The sequence below is a fragment of the Pseudoalteromonas sp. J2K-J031 genome (assembly GCF_058197095.2).
The window spans coordinates 3,602,694-3,625,000 of the sequence record NZ_CM200279.1; the positions used below are offsets into that span (position 1 = coordinate 3,602,694).

At 41.2% G+C, this 22,307-nt stretch carries 16 protein-coding genes and 2 rRNA genes (1 of these 18 only partly in view); 6 read left to right on the forward strand and 12 right to left on the reverse strand.

Annotation, left to right across the window (positions count from 1 at the left end; all coding sequences use genetic code 11):
* Positions 1-189: 189 nt before the first annotated feature.
* The 4 genes from AC3KZC_RS16480 to AC3KZC_RS16495 form a co-directional block, all read right to left on the reverse strand.
* Positions 190-561 carry a hypothetical protein gene (locus AC3KZC_RS16480; RefSeq protein ID WP_490580318.1) on the reverse strand — a complete coding sequence of 124 codons (372 nt, stop codon included), beginning with the start codon at positions 559-561 and terminating at the stop codon, positions 190-192.
* A gap of 95 nt (positions 562-656) precedes the next feature.
* On the reverse strand, positions 657-1,322 hold the full coding sequence (locus AC3KZC_RS16485) for an SDR family oxidoreductase (RefSeq protein ID WP_490580319.1): 666 nt from the start codon (positions 1,320-1,322) through the stop codon (positions 657-659).
* A 214-nt stretch (positions 1,323-1,536) separates the two neighbouring features.
* A complete protein-coding gene (locus AC3KZC_RS16490) occupies positions 1,537-2,325 on the reverse strand; it encodes a VOC family protein (RefSeq protein WP_490580320.1) in 789 nt (262 codons plus the stop codon).
* 108 nt (positions 2,326-2,433) lie between these two features.
* Complete coding sequence (locus AC3KZC_RS16495; RefSeq protein WP_490580321.1) at positions 2,434-4,293, reverse strand: methyl-accepting chemotaxis protein; 1,860 nt, start codon at positions 4,291-4,293, stop codon at positions 2,434-2,436.
* Between the two features lie 272 nt (positions 4,294-4,565).
* On the opposite strand from AC3KZC_RS16495, the gene AC3KZC_RS16500 reads away from it, so the two are divergent.
* Complete coding sequence (locus AC3KZC_RS16500; RefSeq protein ID WP_490580322.1) at positions 4,566-5,156, forward strand: hypothetical protein; 591 nt, start codon at positions 4,566-4,568, stop codon at positions 5,154-5,156.
* A 164-nt stretch (positions 5,157-5,320) separates the two neighbouring features.
* On the opposite strand, the gene AC3KZC_RS16505 is transcribed toward AC3KZC_RS16500, so the two are convergent.
* The 5 genes from AC3KZC_RS16505 to AC3KZC_RS16525 form a co-directional block, all read right to left on the reverse strand.
* Positions 5,321-5,659 (reverse strand): hypothetical protein, encoded by a 339-nt coding sequence (locus AC3KZC_RS16505; RefSeq protein WP_490580323.1) that lies wholly within the window; start codon positions 5,657-5,659, stop codon positions 5,321-5,323.
* Between the two features lie 73 nt (positions 5,660-5,732).
* Positions 5,733-6,464 carry an oxygen-binding di-iron domain-containing protein gene (locus AC3KZC_RS16510; protein ID WP_490580324.1) on the reverse strand — a complete coding sequence of 244 codons (732 nt, stop codon included), beginning with the start codon at positions 6,462-6,464 and terminating at the stop codon, positions 5,733-5,735.
* Positions 6,461-7,084: a chemotaxis protein gene (locus tag AC3KZC_RS16515; RefSeq protein WP_490580325.1), complete on the reverse strand. Its 624-nt coding sequence runs from the start codon at positions 7,082-7,084 to the stop codon at positions 6,461-6,463. The genes AC3KZC_RS16510 and AC3KZC_RS16515 overlap by 4 nt, the downstream gene beginning before the upstream one ends.
* Before the next feature lie 198 nt (positions 7,085-7,282).
* Positions 7,283-7,912 (reverse strand): endonuclease, encoded by a 630-nt coding sequence (locus tag AC3KZC_RS16520; RefSeq protein ID WP_490580333.1) that lies wholly within the window; start codon positions 7,910-7,912, stop codon positions 7,283-7,285.
* A 74-nt stretch (positions 7,913-7,986) separates the two neighbouring features.
* Complete coding sequence (locus AC3KZC_RS16525) at positions 7,987-8,706, reverse strand: hypothetical protein (RefSeq protein ID WP_490580326.1); 720 nt, start codon at positions 8,704-8,706, stop codon at positions 7,987-7,989.
* Positions 8,707-8,894: 188 nt separating this feature from the next.
* On the opposite strand from AC3KZC_RS16525, the gene AC3KZC_RS16530 reads away from it, so the two are divergent.
* The gene (locus AC3KZC_RS16530; RefSeq protein ID WP_490580327.1) at positions 8,895-9,278 is read left to right on the forward strand and encodes a hypothetical protein; all 384 of its coding nucleotides are present in this window, start codon (positions 8,895-8,897) and stop codon (positions 9,276-9,278) included.
* A gap of 58 nt (positions 9,279-9,336) precedes the next feature.
* Here the strand turns inward: AC3KZC_RS16530 and AC3KZC_RS16535 are convergent, their stop codons facing one another.
* On the reverse strand, positions 9,337-10,992 hold the full coding sequence (locus AC3KZC_RS16535; RefSeq protein WP_490580328.1) for an HNH endonuclease signature motif containing protein: 1,656 nt from the start codon (positions 10,990-10,992) through the stop codon (positions 9,337-9,339).
* Between the two features lie 459 nt (positions 10,993-11,451).
* Between AC3KZC_RS16535 and AC3KZC_RS16540 the strand changes: the two genes are divergently transcribed.
* The 4 genes from AC3KZC_RS16540 to AC3KZC_RS16555 all read left to right on the forward strand — a co-directional run bounded on the left by AC3KZC_RS16540 (position 11,452) and on the right by AC3KZC_RS16555 (position 19,598).
* The gene (locus AC3KZC_RS16540; protein WP_490580329.1) at positions 11,452-13,266 is read left to right on the forward strand and encodes an assimilatory sulfite reductase (NADPH) flavoprotein subunit; all 1,815 of its coding nucleotides are present in this window, start codon (positions 11,452-11,454) and stop codon (positions 13,264-13,266) included.
* Positions 13,267-13,314: 48 nt separating this feature from the next.
* Entirely contained in the window at positions 13,315-15,024 is a 1,710-nt protein-coding gene (cysI, locus tag AC3KZC_RS16545; protein ID WP_490580330.1) for an assimilatory sulfite reductase (NADPH) hemoprotein subunit, read from the forward strand.
* A 51-nt stretch (positions 15,025-15,075) separates the two neighbouring features.
* Positions 15,076-15,816 (forward strand): phosphoadenylyl-sulfate reductase, encoded by a 741-nt coding sequence (locus AC3KZC_RS16550; RefSeq protein ID WP_490580331.1) that lies wholly within the window; start codon positions 15,076-15,078, stop codon positions 15,814-15,816.
* A gap of 563 nt (positions 15,817-16,379) precedes the next feature.
* The gene (locus tag AC3KZC_RS16555) at positions 16,380-19,598 is read left to right on the forward strand and encodes a TonB-dependent receptor (RefSeq protein ID WP_490580332.1); all 3,219 of its coding nucleotides are present in this window, start codon (positions 16,380-16,382) and stop codon (positions 19,596-19,598) included.
* A 453-nt stretch (positions 19,599-20,051) separates the two neighbouring features.
* On the opposite strand, the gene rrf is transcribed toward AC3KZC_RS16555, so the two are convergent.
* Together rrf and AC3KZC_RS16565 are read right to left on the reverse strand one after the other, a co-directional pair.
* Positions 20,052-20,166 (reverse strand): 5S ribosomal RNA (rrf, locus tag AC3KZC_RS16560).
* Positions 20,167-20,348: 182 nt separating this feature from the next.
* Positions 20,349-22,307: ribosomal RNA gene (locus AC3KZC_RS16565) — 23S ribosomal RNA — on the reverse strand; it runs 928 nt beyond the window's last position.

Sequence of the window (22,307 nt, forward strand, 5' to 3'; positions counted from 1 at the left end):
CCTCATGTCATAAACCTAAATGAGCTTAGAGGATTTAAAGGTGGGTAGCTTGGCAGTTTAAGGGGGACCAATAACAAGATTAAAAGCGCCTGACTCTCTAAAATACTGTTGATACTGGTTGACTCTATTAAGAGCACAACCAGATAACGAGCACCAAGCTGGAGAAGCCCAAAACGCCGCCCTATACAATTAATTTTCTATAGCATCATCCAAATCTAAATCAAACGTTGGCATGCAATCAATATGAGGCGATACGAATACCTGCTCATCCTCAGTATTTAACAACACAGCAATCATTGGGCCATGATTAATTTGAAGTTCTGCATGATGCCCACTTTCAAGCATCACTTTAAAGTGCTCACTCACTGAGCTAAGCGCATAATTTTCAATATATAAACATGCACTTTCATCGACTGCAGGATTAATACACAACTCTGCTAATAATGCATCATCGAGCGTAATATCAATAATGAGATCTGGCTTTTCAAGATCTCGCTCAGCCAACTGTTCGTTTAAAAAAAATAAAGGAAGGCTCAACAAATTGCCAGCAACAAGTTCCATAGTAGTTTCCGATTTAAGAGGCTAAAACAAGATCATACCAAATCAATACTCATCCAGTAATTAATATCAGCACCTTGATTGCCTTGCACCACAGATTACCACGGTAAAATTTCACCGTTTGAATGCCAAAATGTACCCGTACTTTCTAATGTCAGCTCATCAATGCGTTTGACTAAACGCGAAGCAGCCTCTGCAGGGCTGATATCACCAGCAAAACCGACCATCTGAGTTTGGACAAAACCAGGATGTAAAATGGCTAACGCAACCCCTTGAGGTTTTAATTCATGGGCCATACTGACACTCGCTGCATTCAGCGCAGCTTTAGACATTCGATACCCAATGTAAGCACCTGAAGTATTGTCAGCAATTGATCCCATTCGACTCGTGATCATCGCAACTTTACTGCCCGATACCAAATTAGTCTGCAGTGCATGGGTAACTCGGATGGGGGCTAACGCATTCACTGAGAGTTGCGTTTCTATCGCCGAAAAATCCATGTTAGCCAAGCTCTCATTATGAAAAATACCGGCATTATTAATTAAAACATCTATTTTTTGACCCGCGAGTTTTACAGCTAACTGTGCAACATCACCGGCCTGACTCACGTCTATATTATCAATAACCTGTACTCTTAGCGCACTCAGCTCACTCGATGCTTGGCGTACCACCGCCGTAACTTGATAGCCTAATGTCAGATAATGCTGGCAAAAGCTCAAACCTATCCCTCTATTCGCACCGGTCACTACGACATGTTTACTCATACTTTTTCCTTATTAATTTTATGGCTCATATTACATGCGATCACTGACGAGGTATTTACCTGATAGATAAAACATAAAACCGACAACGCATTGAATTTACTTTCAAGATGAAATTTATATCTCTCTAACCAGAGATTTTAAAGGGTATCGAGACGGCTATTATTCATAACACCAACACTGTTTGCGTTGAAAATAGCCGCCTGAATTCTGATTATTAAGCCTGATTGGCCAGTTCAATAATCGAAAAAGCAGCACCTTGTGGATCTGTGATAACACTAAAACGCCCCACATCTGCGACATACGTAGGCGGGACACATATTACGGCGCCTAATTTCTGAGCCTTTGCTGCACTTTCGTCGCAATTTTCTACAGCAAAATAGGTCATCCAATGCGCAGGAATATCACGCCATTCTTCGGTCATTTCAAGCATACCAGCCACATTATCATCCCCCTGTTTAAACATCACGTAAGTCATATTTTCCATCGGGACGACTTCAATTTGCCAATCAAATAACTGGCAATAAAACGCTTGGCTCTTTGCTGAATTTTTACTCGCCAATTCATTCCAACACACAGTACCGGGCTCTTGTAACTTGCGAGCTCCCGGATGAGACACACCCTGCCACAGCGCAAAAACAGCACCGTCCGGCTCCACCAATAGTGCCATTCTACCTGCATCACCCACAGAATGTGGCCCATGCAGCAATTGAGCCCCCAAGGCTTGCGCTCTTACAACACATTCGTCTACATCCGCGACAGCAATGTAGCTAAGCCAATGGCTCGGTACATCAAGGTCTCGCCTGTTTGCTTCCATTTGATACATGGCAGCAATATCAACACCTTCTTTTTGCAGCATGGTGTAGTAAGTATTAGGGCCTATAGGCTGATCATCAAAACCCCAATCGAATAAGTCACAATAAAATTGCTTACCCTGTTGCCAATCGTGAGTACACAATTCTGACCAACAAAATGTACCTGCTTTATGTGAAGTGAAGTCTGCCATTGAAAGTGCTCCTTAAAGTTATCTGCTATTAACCTATAAGAAAACAAACAATATCGCCACCCTAAGGTGGCGATATTTATAGCGCTATACACTACAAAGCCGTTTTATTTAACTTTTAAACCAACTAGTAGCTTCATCAAGTTGATGCGCCTGTTCAGACACTTGTGAAGATGCGTGCGCATTTTGCTGTGAGTTATTCGCAAGTTCATCAGCATAATCACTGATCCTTACTATATTTTGGTTAATTTCTTGAGCTACCGTTGATTGCTGCTCAACAGCTACCGCAATCGTTGAAGTCATCTCAGAAACTTCATGAATGTCAGCAATAATATCGGTAAATGCAGCACCCGCTAATTGGGTTTGCTCTGCCGTGGTTAAGCCTTGCTGTTTACATTGATCAATACTGTTTACAATTGCTGATGTACTCGATTGCAGCTGGTTAATTATGTCGGTAATTTCAGATGTCGATTCTTGCGTTTTAACTGCAAGTGAGCGCACTTCATCGGCAACCACAGCAAATCCTCGCCCTTGCTCACCCGCTCGGGCCGCTTCAATCGCTGCATTAAGCGCAAGTAAATTGGTTTGCTCTGCAATGCCTTTAATAACTGTCATCACGGCACTAATGGCATTACTTTTATCTTGTAACAAATAAACTTGTTTAGATGAGTCAACTAATTGATTACTTAACTGAGTCATTTGCGTGATAGTTGCTTGTACTTGCACTTGACCGTTTTTCGCATTACTTGATACCGCATTAACACGTTTAGCAGTATTTTCAGCATTAATTGCTATATCATGTGCAACGGCTCCCATCTCAGTCACCGCACTGGCAACGGTTTCAACTTCCATTTTTTGCTTCACTAACTGCTTACCGCTTTGATCGACACTCACCGCAACGCGTGTCGATTCCGTTGTAACAACGTCCACTGCACTATGAATTGTCCTGATCACTGATAAAAACTTACCTAGCAACTCATTCACTGAATGAGCAAGCTGCCCAATCTCGTCATCACTATGTTTGCGGATTGTTAAACGCAGGTCGCCCGTAGCAGTCACTTTTGTAATATCATCAATGGCACTATCAATGCTTTGTGTAATAGAACGAATAATCACCATTAAAAAAATAAGCATTAACATAGCCATGGTAATACTTAAACTCCATTGCATTGTTTGCGCTTTTTCGTAGACTTGTTCTTGCAAAGTTTCCAACTCAGACACCAAACCTTCTAGCGAAACATCAAGGGTTTGCTGTGCTTGATTAAGTTCAAACCTAAGCCCACTGCCACTGACTTTATAGCCCAAGCGATTATAGTTATCCGCAGCTTGGTTAAATGCATCCAAATATTGATCTAAAATATATAACTCACTAATACCTTGAGTTGCTAAGTGCGCGCGTAATTTTTTGACATTATCAGCCACTTTATCGACATATTTATTATCGCCACGAATAATAAAATCTTTTTCACTGCGGCGAATTTGTAGCAACAAAACAAGAGCTTTATCATCCTGATTTTTATCAAGCAATGCTTCTAACTCATGTACTTTGCTTCTTAATTGACCGCGCAACCCTTGGTTTTGGTCAAAACCATACTGCTCCATCGTGCGATAAATATTGCTAAAGCTAGCAAAAAAATCATCGAATGCATCATCCACCAATTGGAATTTAGTTGACTTAAAATCGATATGTTCAACATTTTTTTGAAGGGTCTTACTCGCTTCGATCCCACGCTCAACGGTCACTTTCATCTTATTGAGATGAGCAGTCTCGGGTTCAGCTAAAAACGCAGCATCAACACGTAATGTATCCGATACCGCATTTTGAATATGGGCCAATTGCACTTTTGCATTCGCCAATATTTGCTTTTGATTGGCGATATAAAAATTCAAAAGTGACAAAGCCAGTAAAGATACTAAGGCGATGACAGCTAGAATTTGAAGTTTTCTTTTAATTGTTAACGAATTAAACATATACATCTCTCACTTGGTTAGCGCATCCATTTACAATTTATAGCTTCCATCTTACATTGATTTTATTTCGTTTAGTGACTACGCACCATATCGGCTTACCGTAACAAATCTTGAGCATTTTCAGAATTTTTTATTATTTTTCATATTATTAACCACCTATAAACATATTAAACGTATTCGCTTCATCTTACATTTTATGGTGTTGAACGAATGCTAATTGCCAATATCACAGCGCTTGATTAAGCTGAGTATTTACATAAAGTTGAATCACAATGAAAATTGCCTGTTTATCCTTTTGTGCTTTATCAATAAGCCAACTAGCGTTTGCTCAAGCTCCGTTAGTATCCATCACCCCCCAAGACCAATTTTTTTCAAACTTAACCGCATTATGCGGTAAAGCCTTTGAAGGTAAAGTCACCGAAGGCAATGCAAGCGATAGCGCATTTAGTAAAGAAAAACTCGTTATGCATGTGCGCAGCTGCACCAAAGATGAATTGCAGATCCCATTTCATGTGGGTGACAATGCATCGCGCACTTGGATCATCAAAAAAACCGGCTCTGGTTTGCAATTAAAACATGATCATCGCCAAAAAAATGGGGATGATGATAAATCGACGATGTACGGTGGCCATACAAATGATGCAGGCTGGGCACAAGCGCAATCTTTTCCTGCGGATCAATATTCTAAAGAACTCTTTGTTTCGTCAGGTATTCCACAGTCGGCTGGCAATACTTGGCATATGTATATTTACCCAGAAAAATTCACCTATCGTTTAACACGAGCAGGCCGGGAGTTTAGAGTCGACTTTGATTTAACTAACGCCATTACTCCACCAGCTGCACCTTGGGGCTATAAAGATTAGTTGCTCGGCTTTGGATAAAAAATTTACCAACGTATTGAGTAATCAATCAGCATCAAAGTGACTCTTGTTTAACCTGAGATAGATTTATTATTCAGTGCTGAGGTCACTTAGTTTAAAGAGATATAAAACAAACTAAATGCGCCAAATCAAACAATCTCACGTTTTTATGATTCGGTGCATGTTAGTGTTGCGGTTAAAGGTGGTTGATAAGAGCGAGGGTTTGTCGGCATCACTTTAAACTCTTGAATCCCTGAACGAAATACCAAACTAAATTGTGAGCTGCGACACAAAAGTGCCGCATGCCTCACTAAAAACACAGTTTGTTTTTCAAAATGATTATAACTATCGGCTTCTACCTCAAGTAAATAATGACTATCACTAAAACGAGTTTCTTTATAAAAAACTTTATGATCAAAATCATAAAGTCTCTCTGCTTTCACCTGTTCAGCAAGCAAATTGGCACTTATTGCTAACAGCAAAACGCTAAGCGTTTTAATTATCAAAACAATCCCCTAAAAGGAAAATCACCAAACTGTGGCTAGTTTAGTGACTTAAAAAGAAAATAAATACTGAAAATTAACTCGCACTGCCCACATCGAGCTTTTCAAACCAAGCTAAAAACTCTTTTACAGAATCACCTTTGAAAATCCGACCATGTTGAGGCGCCATAATCTCAATATCAAGTTCCTTTACGCGAGCAATCCAATTCATTTTTGCACGATTTGATGGCATCCAACGCTTATGAAAATATTCCATTTTTGGAATATGTTTAGCAAAGTCATCAACAAACATCGGGGCTTCAGCTGATTCGAGCGCCGCCCCAATATCGCCACTCATTAAAATCTTAGCTTCAGGATCATAAACATTAAAGTTACCCGACGAATGCAAATAGTGAGCTGGTATAAAGCGCAATGCCGTACTGCCTAGCATAAGCTCACCTCCTTCATCTTTAATTGGCATAAATTTAATATTCTCCATGCCAAAGTGCCTGATAAACCCCTCCCATAACCAAGGTGCATATAATTTAGCTTTAGGGATCGTTTTATCCCACAACCCCAAAGATGAAATGATATCGGGATCTTGATGAGAGGCAAAAAGAGTCGTTAATTTATCAAGCTCAATATGGCCTAATACACCAGCGAGCATCGGCGAAAACAATTCAATACCACCAGGATCTAATAACACAGATTCTTTTTCATTGACGATTAAATACTGATTGGTATCAATAATTTTTTCAGGCTTGGCTGGATCACGGCCAAACACCACCCACTTATGATGCTTACCCTGATAGAGAATACTTGATTTCATTTTATTATCCGTTGTAATTGAGACAAAGTATTAAGGTTGATTGTAATTGCTGTTTTGATGCGCAGCGCAGCCGAGGCGATATAATCTGATACCGATTCTAAGCTGTCGCAATATTCACCGGCTTGCGATGCCTCAACCCTTGAGGTCACGGCAATATACTCAGCAGCGCGCATTTGTTGACGAATTTCTTCAAACTGTGATGTGAGCGATTGCATTTCACTTCCCAAACGAGACCAAGCCTCTCTTAATTCAGTAATAGATTGGCGGCTTATTTGTTTTAACGTCGGTGAATTTCGATTATGAATAAGATGTGCACGTGCAACATGCTCTTTAAATTGAGAGGCACGTAATTGCTCTAAGGCCAATTTAAAAAGCAAGTGAGAATGATTGTGGATGTCTTGCGTCACTTTAATTGTACGGGCTGAAAATTCATCAATGAAATTAGTGATAGATTTAAACCCTAGCGCTGCCTGACCCGCCCTAATTGCTACAACACGGGCATTTTTTGCTGTTAAAGATAAGTTTTTAGCTTCCACCAAAATAACATCAAGTTGCGCAACAACGGTCGCAACAATAATGAAACAACTAATTTCTGGGTTTTGCTGTGCTCGAATTGCCATCTTTTTATCTAAAGAATGAAAACATAGTTCAAGCATAGAAAAGATTTTATATTTTGCCGAAAAATAATGACTTAGTTCAGAAAGTATTTTTTTAAATAAACTTACCTGACAGCAAATTCGAATCCTAAACCCAATATATTACATATGGTTTTAAGTGAATAATGAGCGCTCACCTGTTTTGCTCGCGCCCACCTTAAATTAAAGAAAATTAGGGTTAGTCTCTAAACCTGCCCAAACATTAAAAAGCTTTTGCTGTTTATCCGATATTTTTAATTGATAAGTTTTCTGCATGTAAAAATAAGCCTCTGCGATTTGTTTTCGCGATGCCAATGGCGGCTCAATCACACGCTGCTTAAAGTCAATTTTTACTTGGCATTGCCCATATTGATCGGCAGGTTGATTTAACATCCCAAAGCGGAAATTAGAGCGATCACCGTTAATTTCGCCTATTGTGGGCGCTAAATTATTAATATCCGCCTCCATCAAGCGAAACTTCTCACTGTGCTTTTTACAATGCGCTCGACCACCTTGCTGCCAGCATTGTAATTGATGGCCAAACTCCCAAGCGGGTACGATATGCTCCCATTCAATACGTGTTGCACGCACATTCGGTAAGCCCGACTTTGTAACGGGCCTTCGAGGCACATAACCACACGATTGTGTATCTGGTTTTAGTTCTTTACCCACCTTTTTAATTGCACAACCACAATACAAGGTTCTTGTCTCACTCGTTACTTGCTGTTTTAGTAACTTTTTTGCGGCATCAAAATTTGCCACTTCAGCCCAACTTTCAGGCAAAAACAATAGCAGAACAGCGGCTATTTTTATTTTATAAATCAATCAACTACAACTCAACACATTAAAAAACCACCTTTTGCAGGCAGTAAAAAGCATCCGAATGATTATTTTTTAAAATAAGCCATCAAACGCCGCTTTTTGTTACTCGCTCCTTGTAACAGCAATAAAAAACCACTGAGGCAAAACAGCACCGCAGCGGCTGAAAAACTAATTAATAAAGGATTATTAAAATTTTCACGTTCATCATAATCCATGATGTGCAACATCCAAAAAAAATCAAAAATCCGCCAAATTGTACTGCGAACTGTAATGAACTGCCCCGTGTCGGCATAAAAATACAAGGTCGTACTCATTAAGTCATCAAAAGATACTTGCCAAACACCGCGTTTAAACCCAACTTCTCTCGGTCCATTATCCAAATATTCACTGGCAATAAGCCGCCCATCGCCTAAATAATGTTGTAATGCCTTTTGGTGTATCTGCGCTTGTGTCGGCCTTGGCAATAAAGACCCACTGCTTGCATCAAAAACCAGCTCACCCTCACGGGTCTGAACCCGATAAATGGGTAAATTCAAATAAGCATCAAAATGAATACTCTCAACTTGAAACTCAGAAAGCTGCAAAAAATCCAAAGAAGCGCGATAATCTTGCTTTTTAAATGGATTATCTAATTTTTTTTGCGCTAAGTGTTTACCGTGCACTTTTTCAAGAGGAATAGCGCTCATAACCAAACCACCTAATAACCAAAAAAACACTTGAAGCACAAGGCAGTATCCTAGCCATTTATGGATTTTTCGGGTTGTTTTAAATAGCTTGAATTTCATATTTTATTATTCTTTGAGATTGGGTACGCCCAGACCGATCGTTCAACCAACTTGAGACTGAAACTTTATTTGCGTGCATGATTAACTGAAAAAAAATAAAAAACAAGTCGCAAAACTAGAGCTTGAGGTCGACATAGGTTAGAGTAAACGACTCAATTATAATAACTCTTTCACTGATAACGGCCGACATGTCTGAAATTCAATTTTTAAATGTGGATCTAGAACTCGAATCTAAGCACGATATTAGTGTCTTAGTTAATGACCTAAAAAAACACGTCACAGTATTACACCATCAATTTGATGAGTACCAACACGTTGCTCGATTTTGCGCCAAACTTGAAACCAGCACGCCAGACAAAACCATCAACCATTTGTGTGAACTTATTGAAGCATGTTCACGTGCAGGGCTAAAACAATGGTTAACGTGTTCAAAGCGTACATTTGATATTGGCTTTGAATCAGGTCATCAGCCTAAATGTTTTAACCAAGCATTACACGCTGACACATTATTACGCATTTCTGCTATTGGTGCGGGCATGGAAATTACTATTTACCCCATCACATCAAAATAACTTACCTCGCAGAATAAAATAAAAAACCTCCAAAACGGAGGTTTTTTATTATTGTTTTTTAATTTTCTTGCCAAATTAAGCCAACAAACTCAGGGTGGTCGATAAACGGATTGCGATTACCTTGGTGCTCAAACGCGGCATTATTACGATCGCGTTCTTGCTGGCTAACTGGATCTTGTTGGTGCCAGCGTAGCAGCATCGACAAATGCCAATTCTCAAACACTTGCGTACTGGTACCATTCAGAACCACATCGCTGTATGTGGTTATTTTTTCCCATGAACCAATCACATTTTCATAGCGTGTTGCCATGTAAAAATAAGCACGGGCCAAATCACCTTTAAACTCATCAATGGGTTCAAACACGGTGCCGCTATAACCAAGCCCAGCTACTGCCGCGCCTAACTTACTATTATTGCTAGAGGTAAAACTGGCATTAGCCACTTCACCATACGGATAATTACTGCGTTTTGAATTTACAAAACCGTCTGTAGCAAAGATATGATGGATATCAGAATGCATAGGCTCAGCAGTGCCGCCAAACCAGCTTTTAGGAAATGAATGCTCTCGATTATAACAATCGCCCTCGCCTGAATAGCTGCCACATTGATTGGTCACTTTAATGTAATTGTAACTCTCGTTCCCTGTAGGATTTTCTGAATAGATATCTAAAATCGAACCATCATTCTCATAGTAGGTATCGATTGCGTGATTTTCATAAAACGTCCAAATTGCGCTATAACCTTGCGAATTATGACCCGCTACAATGTTATAAAGCCCTGTTTTTAAATCATATCCCGTCAAACCTTCAACTGGAGTGTAATAGGTTTCTAAATTAGGCGGTGTGGTGCCGCCTCCGGTATCACCGCCGCCAGGCTGAGTTGCAGCAATAGTAAACTCTTTAGTCTCGGTTTTTGCAAATGTAGCGCCTGTAACCACTAAAATACCGGCAACTTTAATTTCATACGCGCCGTTACCGTAACTACAACAAATGCCATCACCGTACGCATCATTAATCGCAAATTGGTAAGTGCCAGCCGCTAAGCAATAATTTTTTGTGTAAGTTGTTGCATTGGTTAAATTAGTACCGGCATCAATGACCCCTGTAGAGCCTTGTAATTGCCAACTTGTTTCGCTCGCATAATTATCGGTGGTTAACACCAAATCAACTGATGTATTAGTGCAGCCTGGCTCTGGATCGACTGGAAGTTGAGTAATTGTTGAACTTGGCTGAAAATCATCAACATAAACAACTTCAGACCCATCAAACCCTGTAATATCATAAAAACGCAAACCCACTGATATTTGCTTTGTGGCAGTGGCGTTATAATTAAAGCTTACCTGTTGCCATTGACCTTTGTTATTTTCGTTTGAGTAACCTTGATAGCCATCAACATATAAACGCGCTTTAACACCACCTTCGGTATGATAAATCCAAGTAGAAAATTGGTATGATTGCCCAACAACAACATCGACCCATTGTAAAAAATCAGTTTCAGCTTGATTGCTCGTTGTCACAGTAACAGCGGCTGCACTATTGCCTTGCTTTACGATTGTGGATTCTTTTTGTACTTGTATGCCTGAATCTATGGTATCCCAACCAATTACACTACTTCCTTGCCAAGATTCAAAATCACCATTGGCGACCTCAGCCGCACTACTTGGCATTGCAAAACACGCAATAGCCAACATAGTTAATGTCATTTTTTTATTCATTTTCACCTGACAATCCTTAAAATTAATATTTAACGCCACATTCTTACGTAAATTCGCCTGAATGATACGCGCGCAATGTTAATTTAATACGACCGCGATTAACATAAAATAAACAAATTAAGTTATTGCCTCAATAATGACAAAGAAATCGTTATTCTCTTGATAAACAATATTTTTTCTAAAAAAACAGAAATTAAAACACCTTGCTTTGGCCAAAAAAACAACTGCGGTTGTTTTTAAACCATTTTTTTAAAAAATTACAGTTCCTCATTCCAAAAAAGAATAACAAAGCATTTTCTATTATTGTTTCTCTGACAGCGGCAGGAGTATTCTTCACACTCAGATTTGCCCTTTTTATAAAGCTGAATGTTCCAGTCATTCTCGGGCAGCATATTTATCATTTCTATGAGTGTTGGTGACATCATTCATAGAGAAATTCGGTTTCATGGGGTATAAAACATGTTGTTAAATCAACTTTCAGCGGCTGCAAGTCCACTGACACAAGAGCAAGTACAAAAACTGCAAGGTTTGGTCGCTGAACTAAACCCAATTCAACAAGCGTGGGTCAGTGGCTATTTGGCAGCAAACGCAAACTCTGCAGCTCTTGGTGGTTTAGCAACACCCGTAACGACTCAAGCAGCACAAGCCGCAACCCTAACAATTTTATATGGTTCACAAACAGGCAACGCCAAAGGTGTTGCGTCAAAACTTAAAGAACAAGCCCAAGCGCGTGGTTTCGCGGTTAATCTTGTGAACATGGCTGACTACAAAGCAAATAACCTGAAAAAAGAAAAGTTTATTACCATTGTTGTTTCAACATATGGCGAGGGTGAGCCGCCTGAAGATGCTGAAAACCTTCATGAATTTTTAGGCTCTAAAAAAGCACCTAAACTAGAGGGTGTAAAAGTTGCAGTTTTAGGTTTAGGCGATTCTAGCTATGAGTTTTTCTGCCAAACCGCTATCGACTTTGAAACACGCTTACAAAATCTAGGTGCAACAGCGATTGTGAGCCGTGCCGATTTAGATGTGGATTACGATACACTTGCTGCCGATTGGATTAATACCACTCTTGATGCATTTGAGCCTGATTTAAAAGCACAATCGAGCAGTTCAGCCCACGTTATTCCGATGAATACATTTGGCAGTACTGCAGCCGCAAGCCAATACACTAAACAAAACCCGTTTAGTGCAGAGCTTGCATTAGTACAAAAAATTACTGGCCGCGATTCAACAAAAGATGTACGTCATGTAGAAATTTCCCTTGAAGATTCAGGCATTACCTACACCGCAGGTGACTCTTTAGGTGTGTATTTTTTAAATGATGAAGTCTTAGTTGACGAATTATTAGCATTAACTGGTAACGATGCTGATACGCAAGTATCGGTTGGTGATGAAACCTTACCACTGCGCCAAGCTCTGATTGAAAAATTAGAACTTACTCAGTCTTACCCTGGGTTCGTAGAAAAATACGCTTTAGCAACCAACAATGCCGAGCTGTTAGCTTTAGCTGCCGACAAAGCAGCGATGCGTGAGTTTATCGAACCACGCCAAATTTTTGATATTGTGCGTCAATATCCAGCGGCTGTTGCAGCACAAACGCTTGCCGATTGTGCGCGCAAATTACAAGCGCGCTTGTATTCAATTGCATCAAGCCAATCTGAAGTAGAAGAAGAAGTTCACTTAACTGTAGGTGTTGTCGAATTTGAAGCGTTTGGCAGCCAACATTTAGGCGGTTGTTCAGGTTATCTAGCACACCGAGCTGAAGCAGGCTCTAAAGTAAAGGTATTTGTTGAGCACAATGATAATTTCCGCTTACCAACTAATGCTGATACACCGGTGATTATGGTTGGCCCAGGTACTGGCATTGCTCCTTTTCGTGCATTTTTACAAGAGCGCGACAGCCAAGGTGCTGCAGGTAAAAACTGGTTGTTTTTTGGTAACCCACACTTTACCCAAGACTTCTTATACCAAGTTGAAATTCAAGCTTACTTAAAGTCAGGCTTATTAACACATTGTGATGTCGCTTTTAGCCGCGATCAAGCCGAAAAAGTATACGTCCAAGACAAGTTACGTTTACAAGGTGCACAAGTATTTGCATGGCTTGAACAAGGCGCACATTTTTATATTTGTGGTGATGCTAACCGTATGGCGAAAGATGTTCACCAAGCTTTAATTGAAATTATCCAAACGCATGGCGGCCAAAGCGCAGAAGAAGCAGAGCAATACTTAAAATCTTTGCGCAGCGCGAATCGCTATCAGAAAGATGTGTACTAATTTGTATATATCACGCAACCGTCACTGTATTGAATTCTAGGAATAAAAATGAGCAAGCCAAATAGCAAGCAAGACCCAAATGCAAAATTTGCTGATAACGAACGCTTAAAAACGCAAAGTAACTTTTTACGCGGCACGATTGAACAAGATTTAAAAAATGAGATTACCGGTGGTTTCACCGCTGATAACTTCCAACTTATCCGCTTTCACGGCATGTACCAGCAAGATGACCGCGATATTCGTGCTGAACGTGCAAAACAAAAGTTAGAGCCGTTACATAATGTGATGCTACGTGCGCGTATGCCTGGCGGGATCATTACGCCAGCGCAGTGGTTAGCGATTGATGCTTTTGCTGAAGAAAGAACAAGTTATGGCAGCATCCGCTTAACAACCCGCCAAACGTTCCAGTTTCACGGTGTATTAAAGCCAAATATTAAAGATATGCACCAAATGCTTGATAGCGTTGGTATTGATTCAATTGCAACAGCGGGTGACGTAAACCGTAACGTACTGTGTACGACTAATCCTGTTGAGTCAGAACTACATCAAGAAGCTTATCAGTGGGCAATTAAAATATCTGAGCATTTGTTGCCGCACACTAAAGCGTATGCCGAAATTTGGTTAAATGGTGAAAAGTCAGAAACAACTGAAGAGCCAATTTTAGGTTCAACGTACTTACCACGTAAGTTCAAAACCACGGTCACCATTCCACCGAATAATGAAGTGGACGTACATGCGAACGACTTAAACTTTGTTGCTATTGCTGAAGATGGCAAATTAATTGGTTTTAACGTGTTAGTCGGTGGTGGTTTAGCAATGACCCACGGCGATACCGATACTTACCCGCGTAAGGCCGATGATTTTGGTTATATTCCTTTAGAACACACCCTAAAAATTGCAGAGCATGTTGTGTCTGTTCAACGTGATTGGGGTAACCGTGTAAATCGTAAAAATGCGAAAACGAAATACACCTTAGATACCTTTGGTTCAGATGAATTTAAAGCTGAAGTTGAAGCGCGTGCGGGCATACAGTTTGAAACAAGCCGCCCTTATGAGTTCACAACACGCGGCGACCGTATCGGCTGGGTTGAAGGGATTGATGGTAAATTCCACTTAACCTTATTCATCCAAAATGGTCGTATTTTAGATTACCCAAATCAGCCATTAAAAACAGGTTGTCGCAAAATTGCTGAAATTCACCAAGGTGATTTCCGCATGACAGCTAACCAAAACTTAATTGTTGCCGGCGTACCTGCGGATCAAAAAGCGATCATCGAGCAAATTGCTCGTGAACACGGATTAATTGATGACGGCCACACTGCTCAACGCTTCAATTCTATGGCATGTGTTGCTTTACCAACATGCCCACTTGCCATGGCTGAAGCTGAGCGTTATTTACCAAGCTTAATTGAAAAAGTAGAAGTATTACTGGCAAAACATAATGTTGCACAAGATAGCATTATTTTACGTGTTGTTGGCTGCCCAAATGGTTGTGGTCGCGCCATGCTGGCTGAAGTCGGTTTAGTTGGAAAGGGGCCTGGCAAATATAACTTCCATTTAGGTGGAAATTTAGCCGGTACTCGTATCCCTAAATTATACAAAGAAAACGTAGCAGAAGATGTGATTTTAGCAGAACTTGACCAACTGATTGGTCGCTGGGCTACTGAACGCCTTGATAATGAAGGATTTGGTGATTTCGTCATTCGTACTGGCGTAATTGCTGAAGTAAAAGTCAGTAAGACTGATTTTTACGCATAAAGCTAATTTGCAGTGTGCTTAGCACACTGCAAATATAAACTGGATTATGATATGAATACTTTCAAACAAATTTTAACGCTTGACTCGCAAAGCCAAACCGAACTATTGGCTGAAGCGAATGCGCTGCTTGCTGATAAAACAGCAGAGCAACGAGTCGCTTGGGCGCTTGAAAATCTCCCAGACACCCATTTTCTATCATCTAGTTTTGGCATCCAAGCGGCTGTTATGTTGCACTTACTTACAAGCCAAAAACCAGATATTCCTGTGGTTTTAACCGATACGGGTTACCTATTTCCTGAAACATATCAGTTTATTGACTCATTAACTGAACGCTTGAATTTGAATCTTAAAGTCTACCGTTCCATACATAGTCCAGCATGGCAAGAAGCCAAATATGGCAAGTTATGGGAGCAAGAGGGTGAAGGTTTAAAGCAATATAACTACTTAAATAAAGTAGAGCCAATGACGCGCGCATTAAAAGACCTTAACGCCGGTACTTGGTATAGTGGCTTGCGTCGTGGTCAATCATCAACCCGCGCTGATAAAAATATTGTTGAGCTAAGCCGTGGCACCGTAAAGTTTTATCCGATCATTGATTGGCATAACCGCGATGTCTACCAATACCTAACAAAACATGAATTACCATACCACCCACTTTGGGAGCATGGTTATGTGTCTATGGGCGATGTACACACAACTCGTAAACTCGAACCCGGAATGACAGAAGAAGAAACTCGTTTCTTTGGTCTAAACCGTGAATGTGGCTTACATATTGATGGCGACGGCATCTAACCTCGGCAATTACAGATCCATCATGAAACTTTTACGCAGCCCTAGGCTGCGTTTTTTTATTCACAATAAAATAATTGAAATAAATTTACTCAAACATTCATAAAAATATTAATTCCGCATTATCGCCCTTTAGATGCATGTACAAACTCTGATAACCAACCTCAATACTGGATAATAAATCACTCTCAGGCATTTATTTTTAATGCTAACTGCATTGGATTAAACTGCACGCCAATCCGCCTTGCTAACCTTTAAAATATCAAACTAGAGATAGATAACCTCAAGATTTATTGTTAATTCAATGCGCAGTTAAATCTCTTATACAGAACTCAGGTTAACTAAATTTTTATTATGAAGTGCACATAATCGGTATTAAACCTGTTTACTTTTTGTAAATTTATGTTAAAAAGTAACACATAAATCACAATAAATTGTTATTTTTTATTCTGATTTTAAAATTAGCGGCATATCAGTTTGTCATGCCGAGCGTAATAATAGCGTTGCCTATAGCACCTATTACTAAGGCAGCACAGGTTATGATGGAAAACATAAGAGATAACAACATGTCAGAGTTAACAATAAAAAATAATACCAACGTATCACGGCGCACCAAACTCAATCTAGCAATTACAGCAGCATTACTCGGTTTATGCCCTTTATTACTTTCAGCTGAAACAACTGCAGAAAATGACAACGATGTCAGCAAGACAAAAAAAGAAGAGCCTATCGAAGTCATTGAAGTTGAGGGGATCCGCGGCAGTATTTTTAGTGCGCAAAACTTAAAACGTTATGCTGATACAGTAAAAGATGTCATTACTGCATCTGATATCGGGGCACTGCCAGATAAATCAGTTACCGAAGCGCTACAGCGCGTACCAGGCGTTACGATTGAACGCTTTGCATCATCTGACGATCCAAAACATTATGCCGATGAAGGTACAGGTGTTTTAGTTCGTGGTTTAGATCGTGTGCGTTCAGAAGTAAATGGCCGAGACGCCTTTAGTGCAAATCCATCAGGTGGCTTAAGCTATGAAGACTTTCCAGCAGAATTGCTTGGAGCGGTAGAGGTGGTCAAAAACCAAACTGCCGACCTTATTTCTGGCGGAATTGCTGGCACGGTCAACCTTATTACACGAAAACCATTTGATACAACTGAGCGCTTAATTTCATTCAATGCAAAAGCGAACTATGGCGATTTTCGCGATGAAGTAACGCCTTCATTCTCTGCTTTATTTTCTGACAACTGGGAAACAAAAGCCGGTAAATTTGGTTTTTTAATCGCAGGTTCTCAATCAGAATACCAAACTCGAGGTGATGGTGTTGGCTTAGGCAACTTCCACTCTCGTGGTGATTCATTTATTCCAACAACCGATCAATGGGGCGGTATTATAGGTATTGATCCTAGCTCTCCCGTTGATGGCCCAGCACTTCCAGGTCAGCCAGCTGGCAGCGTGTGGCATGTACCAGTTGCTATTCACATGAGTACCGCTACCAATGACAGAAAACGCACTGGATTTACCACTTCTCTACAATGGGCCAATACAGATGAAACTATTGTAGCGACATTAGAGCACATTAATTCAAAAGCATCATTAGAGTGGAATGAACGCCAAATAGGGCAAGCAGCTCAAGGCTTTAAAGGATATATGGGGTCATCGCAAAATTGGAAAAATGATGCTGACAATGGCTTTCCTTTAACAACTGACGATGGGTTTGTTACATCAGGTATAGCGCTTGGTGTCAGCCCTGAAACACCATTCTTTTATCGTAGTCGCTGGAACTATAATGAAAATACCGTCAAAGACACTTCATTTAAAGTAACCATCAAACCAATCGACCGTTTAACCGTTAACTTAGATTATCAACATATTGATTCTGACAAAGCGGTTCAAAATTACAGCATGTCAGGTCAAACTCGTGGTAACCATGTTCACGTTGTATCGCCTTATTTTTTGGATATGCGCGGCTCACGCCCGACAGTTGAATTCCTCAGTGATAATATTTTAACGCCTGGCTACTCACCAAACGAAGATTGGAATGGCCCTGTCCCTAATCTTTTCCTTGGCAGCGGTATGGAGCAAGTTGAACATAACACAGCAAAAGCAGACAGTTTCAAGCTAGATTTCACTTATGAGTTAGATGGCACTTTTACGAACATTAAATCAGGTTTTTATACATCAGATAAAGACTTAACAGTTCGTGATACCGATTATGAAGGCTGGTCTGCCATCGGTACTCCTTGGGTTCAAGCTGATCGAAACGCAGCGTCTGCAGTTAACCGTCCAGAACTATTTGAACGTGTTGATTTTTCGGATTATTACAATGGCGATGTATTAAAAGGGGGGGTAAATAACTTTTTATTTCCACGCATGGAATTAGTGAAAAACTATGCCGATTCATTACGTCAAGGTTGTAAAGATGGCTGGCATAATGCAACAAATAGCGCAGCAAATAATGGGACTTGTTCTGGTACTTACGTGCCTTATACCGATAAACCAAACCGAGTTGAAGGTCCATATGCTGCTCATAACATCAGCTCAACTAACGAAAAACGAACCGAATTTTATGTCCGTGGTGACTTCGATTTCACACTTCAAGATATTCCGGTAGTCGGTAATGTTGGCTTGCGTTATGTGAATTACAAATTAAAGTCGACGGGTGCTTTAGTGCAGCCTACAGAAATCAAACGTGGCGAACCAAATTCATCTCTCAACGCTGTGATGCAACAACCACAATATAAACGCTATTACGATTTTGCCACTGGTGAATCTGAACTCAGTACGGTCAATGGGACTGATTACAACACAATTCTACCAAGCTTGAACTTAAGCTTTGGCGTGTCTGATGATGTAGTCGTTCGGTTTGGCGCATCTAAAGCGTTGTATTATCCAAGCTTGGTTGATGCTCGCAATATAAGTATTATTAACTTAGATTATACTCGTCGCCTACAAACACCCGGGGCCGATTATGATGAAACCAATAATCCTGTAGTGGGTATTGATGATATCGAGCTCACCGCACTCTCTGGTAATCCTTACTTAAAACCAGAGTCAGCTATTAATACAGATTTAACAACAGAGTGGTATTTTGCACCTGCTGGGTATATCACATTTGGCCTATTCCATAAAAAATTAGACAATATCATTCGTAATAAATCTTTTGATTTAGATGTTGCTTACAATGGTGAGAACTATGATATATCAGCATATGGACCCGCCAATACGGGTTCAGGAACAATTAAAGGAGCGGAGTTTTCTTATTCGCAATTCTACGACATGCTGCCCGGCGCATGGAGTGGCCTGGGGATGCAATTTAACTACACTTACATTGCTCAAAATGGCTTAGAAGATCCTAATGATGTCTCAAAGGGTACGTTAGGTTTTGATGAAAATGGCAACCCTATTGCCGATAACCGCAATACCTTCCGCGTATTTAGTGGCTTACCACTGCAGGGCTACTCAGATCAAAACCTTAATATTATCGGTATGTATGAATATGAAGATATATCATTTCGCCTCGCTTATACTTGGCGTTCAGAGTACCTTCTCACACTGCGTGAATCAGAAGAGTTTGTACCTGCTTATGCAGAAGCTTCAGGCATGATGGATGCTAGCCTTTATTACACGATTAATAAAAGCTGGAAAATAGGAATTGAAGGAAGTAACCTGCTTGCGACTGAAACCAAAACAAAATATCAATTGGATCAATCTGGCACTCAAACACAGGCACTTAGTTTCACTACTGATCGCCGCTTTGCACTTAGTGTCAGAGCCGTTTTCTAAAGCTTTAGTCTGGAATATAAATTAATACCAACGCGTAATAGTCCTATTACGCGTTTTTTATTACCCCTAATTCATGACATTAATATTCTCAGAGTTAATTGAATAACATCCATACAGAATAATAAATCCTTCTCAGGAAGTTGCTTTCAAGCTTAAATAAGCTCTATTTCACAGGTAAAAGGTAAGCTATTAGCGACAGTCCAAGTTGTTAACCTTAAAAATCTTTAGTTAGCGCAGCATAACCATGAAATGTATTTATCCGAAATAAGAAGATGAGGAACAAAACCGAAGGAATAGGCTAACCATTAACATGCCCTAAAAAATGTCTTTATTATCTGCTTTTTTAAATAAAAACATACAATGTAATTTAAAAATGTAACTTAACTCTGATAATTTAAAACGCACATAGCAAAAAACCCGCTGCATTGCTGCAACGGGTTTCTCTTATTAGGAGCCTGGCGATGTCCTACTCTCACATGGGTAACCCCACACTACCATCGGCGCTGTTTCGTTTCACTACTGAGTTCGGAATGGGATCAGGTGGGTCCAAAACGCTATTGTCACCAAGCAAAATTTTGTCTGGAACAAAATTTAACGCACTTTAGTGCGGCCCGTTAGGGTCAACGCCATGGAAGGTGTTGATAAATTCAGAACCATAAATTCGGAAGGCTGATATTCAATTTGTCTACTTCAGTGCTATCTAACTTCTTGCTATTCATCAGTGCTTCATACAAACCACTTTGGCGTTGTATGGTTAAGCCTCACGGGTAATTAGTATTGGTTAGCTTAACGCCTCACAGCGCTTCCACACCCAACCTATCAACGTTGTAGTCTCCAACGGCCCTTCAGAGAGCTTATAGCTCTAGTGAGAACTCATCTCGAGGCTCGCTTCGCGCTTAGATGCTTTCAGCGCTTATCGATTCCGAACGTAGCTACCGGGCAGTGCCATTGGCATGACAACCCGAACACCAGCGGTTCGTTCACTCCGGTCCTCTCGTACTAGGAGCAACCCCTCTCAATTCTCAAACGCCCACGGCAGATAGGGACCGAACTGTCTCACGACGTTCTAAACCCAGCTCGCGTACCACTTTAAATGGCGAACAGCCATACCCTTGGGACCGACTTCAGCCCCAGGATGTGATGAGCCGACATCGAGGTGCCAAACACCGCCGTCGATATGAACTCTTGGGCGGTATCAGCCTGTTATCCCCGGAGTACCTTTTATCCGTTGAGCGATGGCCCTTCCATTCAGAACCACCGGATCACTATGACCTACTTTCGTACCTGCTCGACTTGTCCGTCTCGCAGTTAAGCTTGCTTCTACCATTACACTAACCGTACGATGTCCGACCGTACTTAGCAAACCTTCGTGCTCCTCCGTTACTCTTTAGGAGGAGACCGCCCCAGTCAAACTACCCACCAGGCACTGTCCGCAATCCCGATTAGGGACCTACGTTAGAACATCAAAACTACAAGGGTGGTATTTCAAGGACGACTCCACAAGAACTAGCGTTCCTGCTTCTAAGTCTCCCACCTATCCTACACATGTAGGTTCAATGTTCAGTGCCAAGCTATAGTAAAGGTTCACGGGGTCTTTCCGTCTAGCCGCGGGTATACGGCATCTTCACCGCAAATTCAATTTCACTGAGTCTCGGGTGGAGACAGCGTGGCCATGATTACGCCATTCGTGCAGGTCGGAACTTACCCGACAAGGAATTTCGCTACCTTAGGACCGTTATAGTTACGGCCGCCGTTTACCGGGGCTTCGATCAAGAGCTTCGCGTTGCCGCTAACCCCATCAATTAACCTTCCGGCACCGGGCAGGCGTCACACCGTATACGTCATCTTGCGATTTTGCACAGTGCTGTGTTTTTAATAAACAGTTCCAGCCACCTGGTTACTGTGACTGCCAACAGCTCCGGGAGCAAGTCCCTTCACCGTCAGCAGCGTACCTTCTCCCGAAGTTACGGTACTATTTTGCCTAGTTCCTTCACCCGAGTTCTCTCAAGCGCCTTAGTATTCTCTACCTGACCACCTGTGTCGGTTTGGGGTACGATTCCACATGAACTGAAGCTTAGAGGATTTTCCTGGAAGTATGGCATCAACAACTTCACTACCGTAGTAGCTCGTCTCGTATCTCAGTCTTAAGGAAACCCGGATTTACCTAAGTCTCCAACCTACTTACTTTCACATGGACAACCAACGCCATGCCTGCCTAGCCTGCTCCGTCTCCCCATCGCATTCATGTCGAGTACGGGAATATTAACCCGTTTCCCATCGACTACGCGTTTCCGCCTCGCCTTAGGGGTCGACTCACCCTACCCTGATTAACATGGGATAGGAACCCTTGGTCTTCCGGCGTGGGAGTTTTTCACTCCCATTATCGTTACTTATGTCAGCATTCGCACTTCTGATACCTCCAGCAACCCTCTCGAATCACCTTCAACGGCTTACAGAACGCTCCCCTACCCCGCATACAAAGTACGCAGGCGCATCTTCGGTGGTATGTTTAGCCCCGTTACATCTTCCGCGCAGACCGACTCGACCAGTGAGCTATTACGCTTTCTTTAAAGGATGGCTGCTTCTAAGCCAACCTCCTGGCTGTCTGGGCCTTTCCACATCGTTTCCCACTTAACATACACTTTGGGACCTTAGATGGCGCTCTGGGTTGTTTCCCTCTTCACGACGGACGTTAGCACCCGCCGTGTG

Excerpts from the sequence above, each read along its gene's own strand:
- AC3KZC_RS16480 (WP_490580318.1), bottom strand. The coding sequence starts at position 561 with ATGGAACTTGTTGCTGGCAATTTGTTGAGCCTTCCTTTATTTTTTTTA.
- AC3KZC_RS16485 (WP_490580319.1), bottom strand. The coding sequence starts at position 1,322 with ATGAGTAAACATGTCGTAGTGACCGGTGCGAATAGAGGGATAGGTTTG.
- AC3KZC_RS16490 (WP_490580320.1), bottom strand. The coding sequence starts at position 2,325 with ATGGCAGACTTCACTTCACATAAAGCAGGTACATTTTGTTGGTCAGAA.
- AC3KZC_RS16495 (WP_490580321.1), bottom strand. The coding sequence starts at position 4,293 with ATGTTTAATTCGTTAACAATTAAAAGAAAACTTCAAATTCTAGCTGTC.
- AC3KZC_RS16500 (WP_490580322.1), top strand. The coding sequence starts at position 4,566 with ATGAAAATTGCCTGTTTATCCTTTTGTGCTTTATCAATAAGCCAACTA.
- AC3KZC_RS16510 (WP_490580324.1), bottom strand. The coding sequence starts at position 6,464 with ATGAAATCAAGTATTCTCTATCAGGGTAAGCATCATAAGTGGGTGGTG.
- AC3KZC_RS16515 (WP_490580325.1), bottom strand. The coding sequence starts at position 7,084 with ATGGCAATTCGAGCACAGCAAAACCCAGAAATTAGTTGTTTCATTATT.
- AC3KZC_RS16525 (WP_490580326.1), bottom strand. The coding sequence starts at position 8,706 with ATGAAATTCAAGCTATTTAAAACAACCCGAAAAATCCATAAATGGCTA.
- AC3KZC_RS16530 (WP_490580327.1), top strand. The coding sequence starts at position 8,895 with ATGTCTGAAATTCAATTTTTAAATGTGGATCTAGAACTCGAATCTAAG.
- AC3KZC_RS16535 (WP_490580328.1), bottom strand. The coding sequence starts at position 10,992 with ATGAATAAAAAAATGACATTAACTATGTTGGCTATTGCGTGTTTTGCA.
- AC3KZC_RS16540 (WP_490580329.1), top strand. The coding sequence starts at position 11,452 with ATGTTGTTAAATCAACTTTCAGCGGCTGCAAGTCCACTGACACAAGAG.
- cysI (WP_490580330.1), top strand. The coding sequence starts at position 13,315 with ATGAGCAAGCCAAATAGCAAGCAAGACCCAAATGCAAAATTTGCTGAT.
- AC3KZC_RS16550 (WP_490580331.1), top strand. The coding sequence starts at position 15,076 with ATGAATACTTTCAAACAAATTTTAACGCTTGACTCGCAAAGCCAAACC.
- AC3KZC_RS16555 (WP_490580332.1), top strand. The coding sequence starts at position 16,380 with ATGTCAGAGTTAACAATAAAAAATAATACCAACGTATCACGGCGCACC.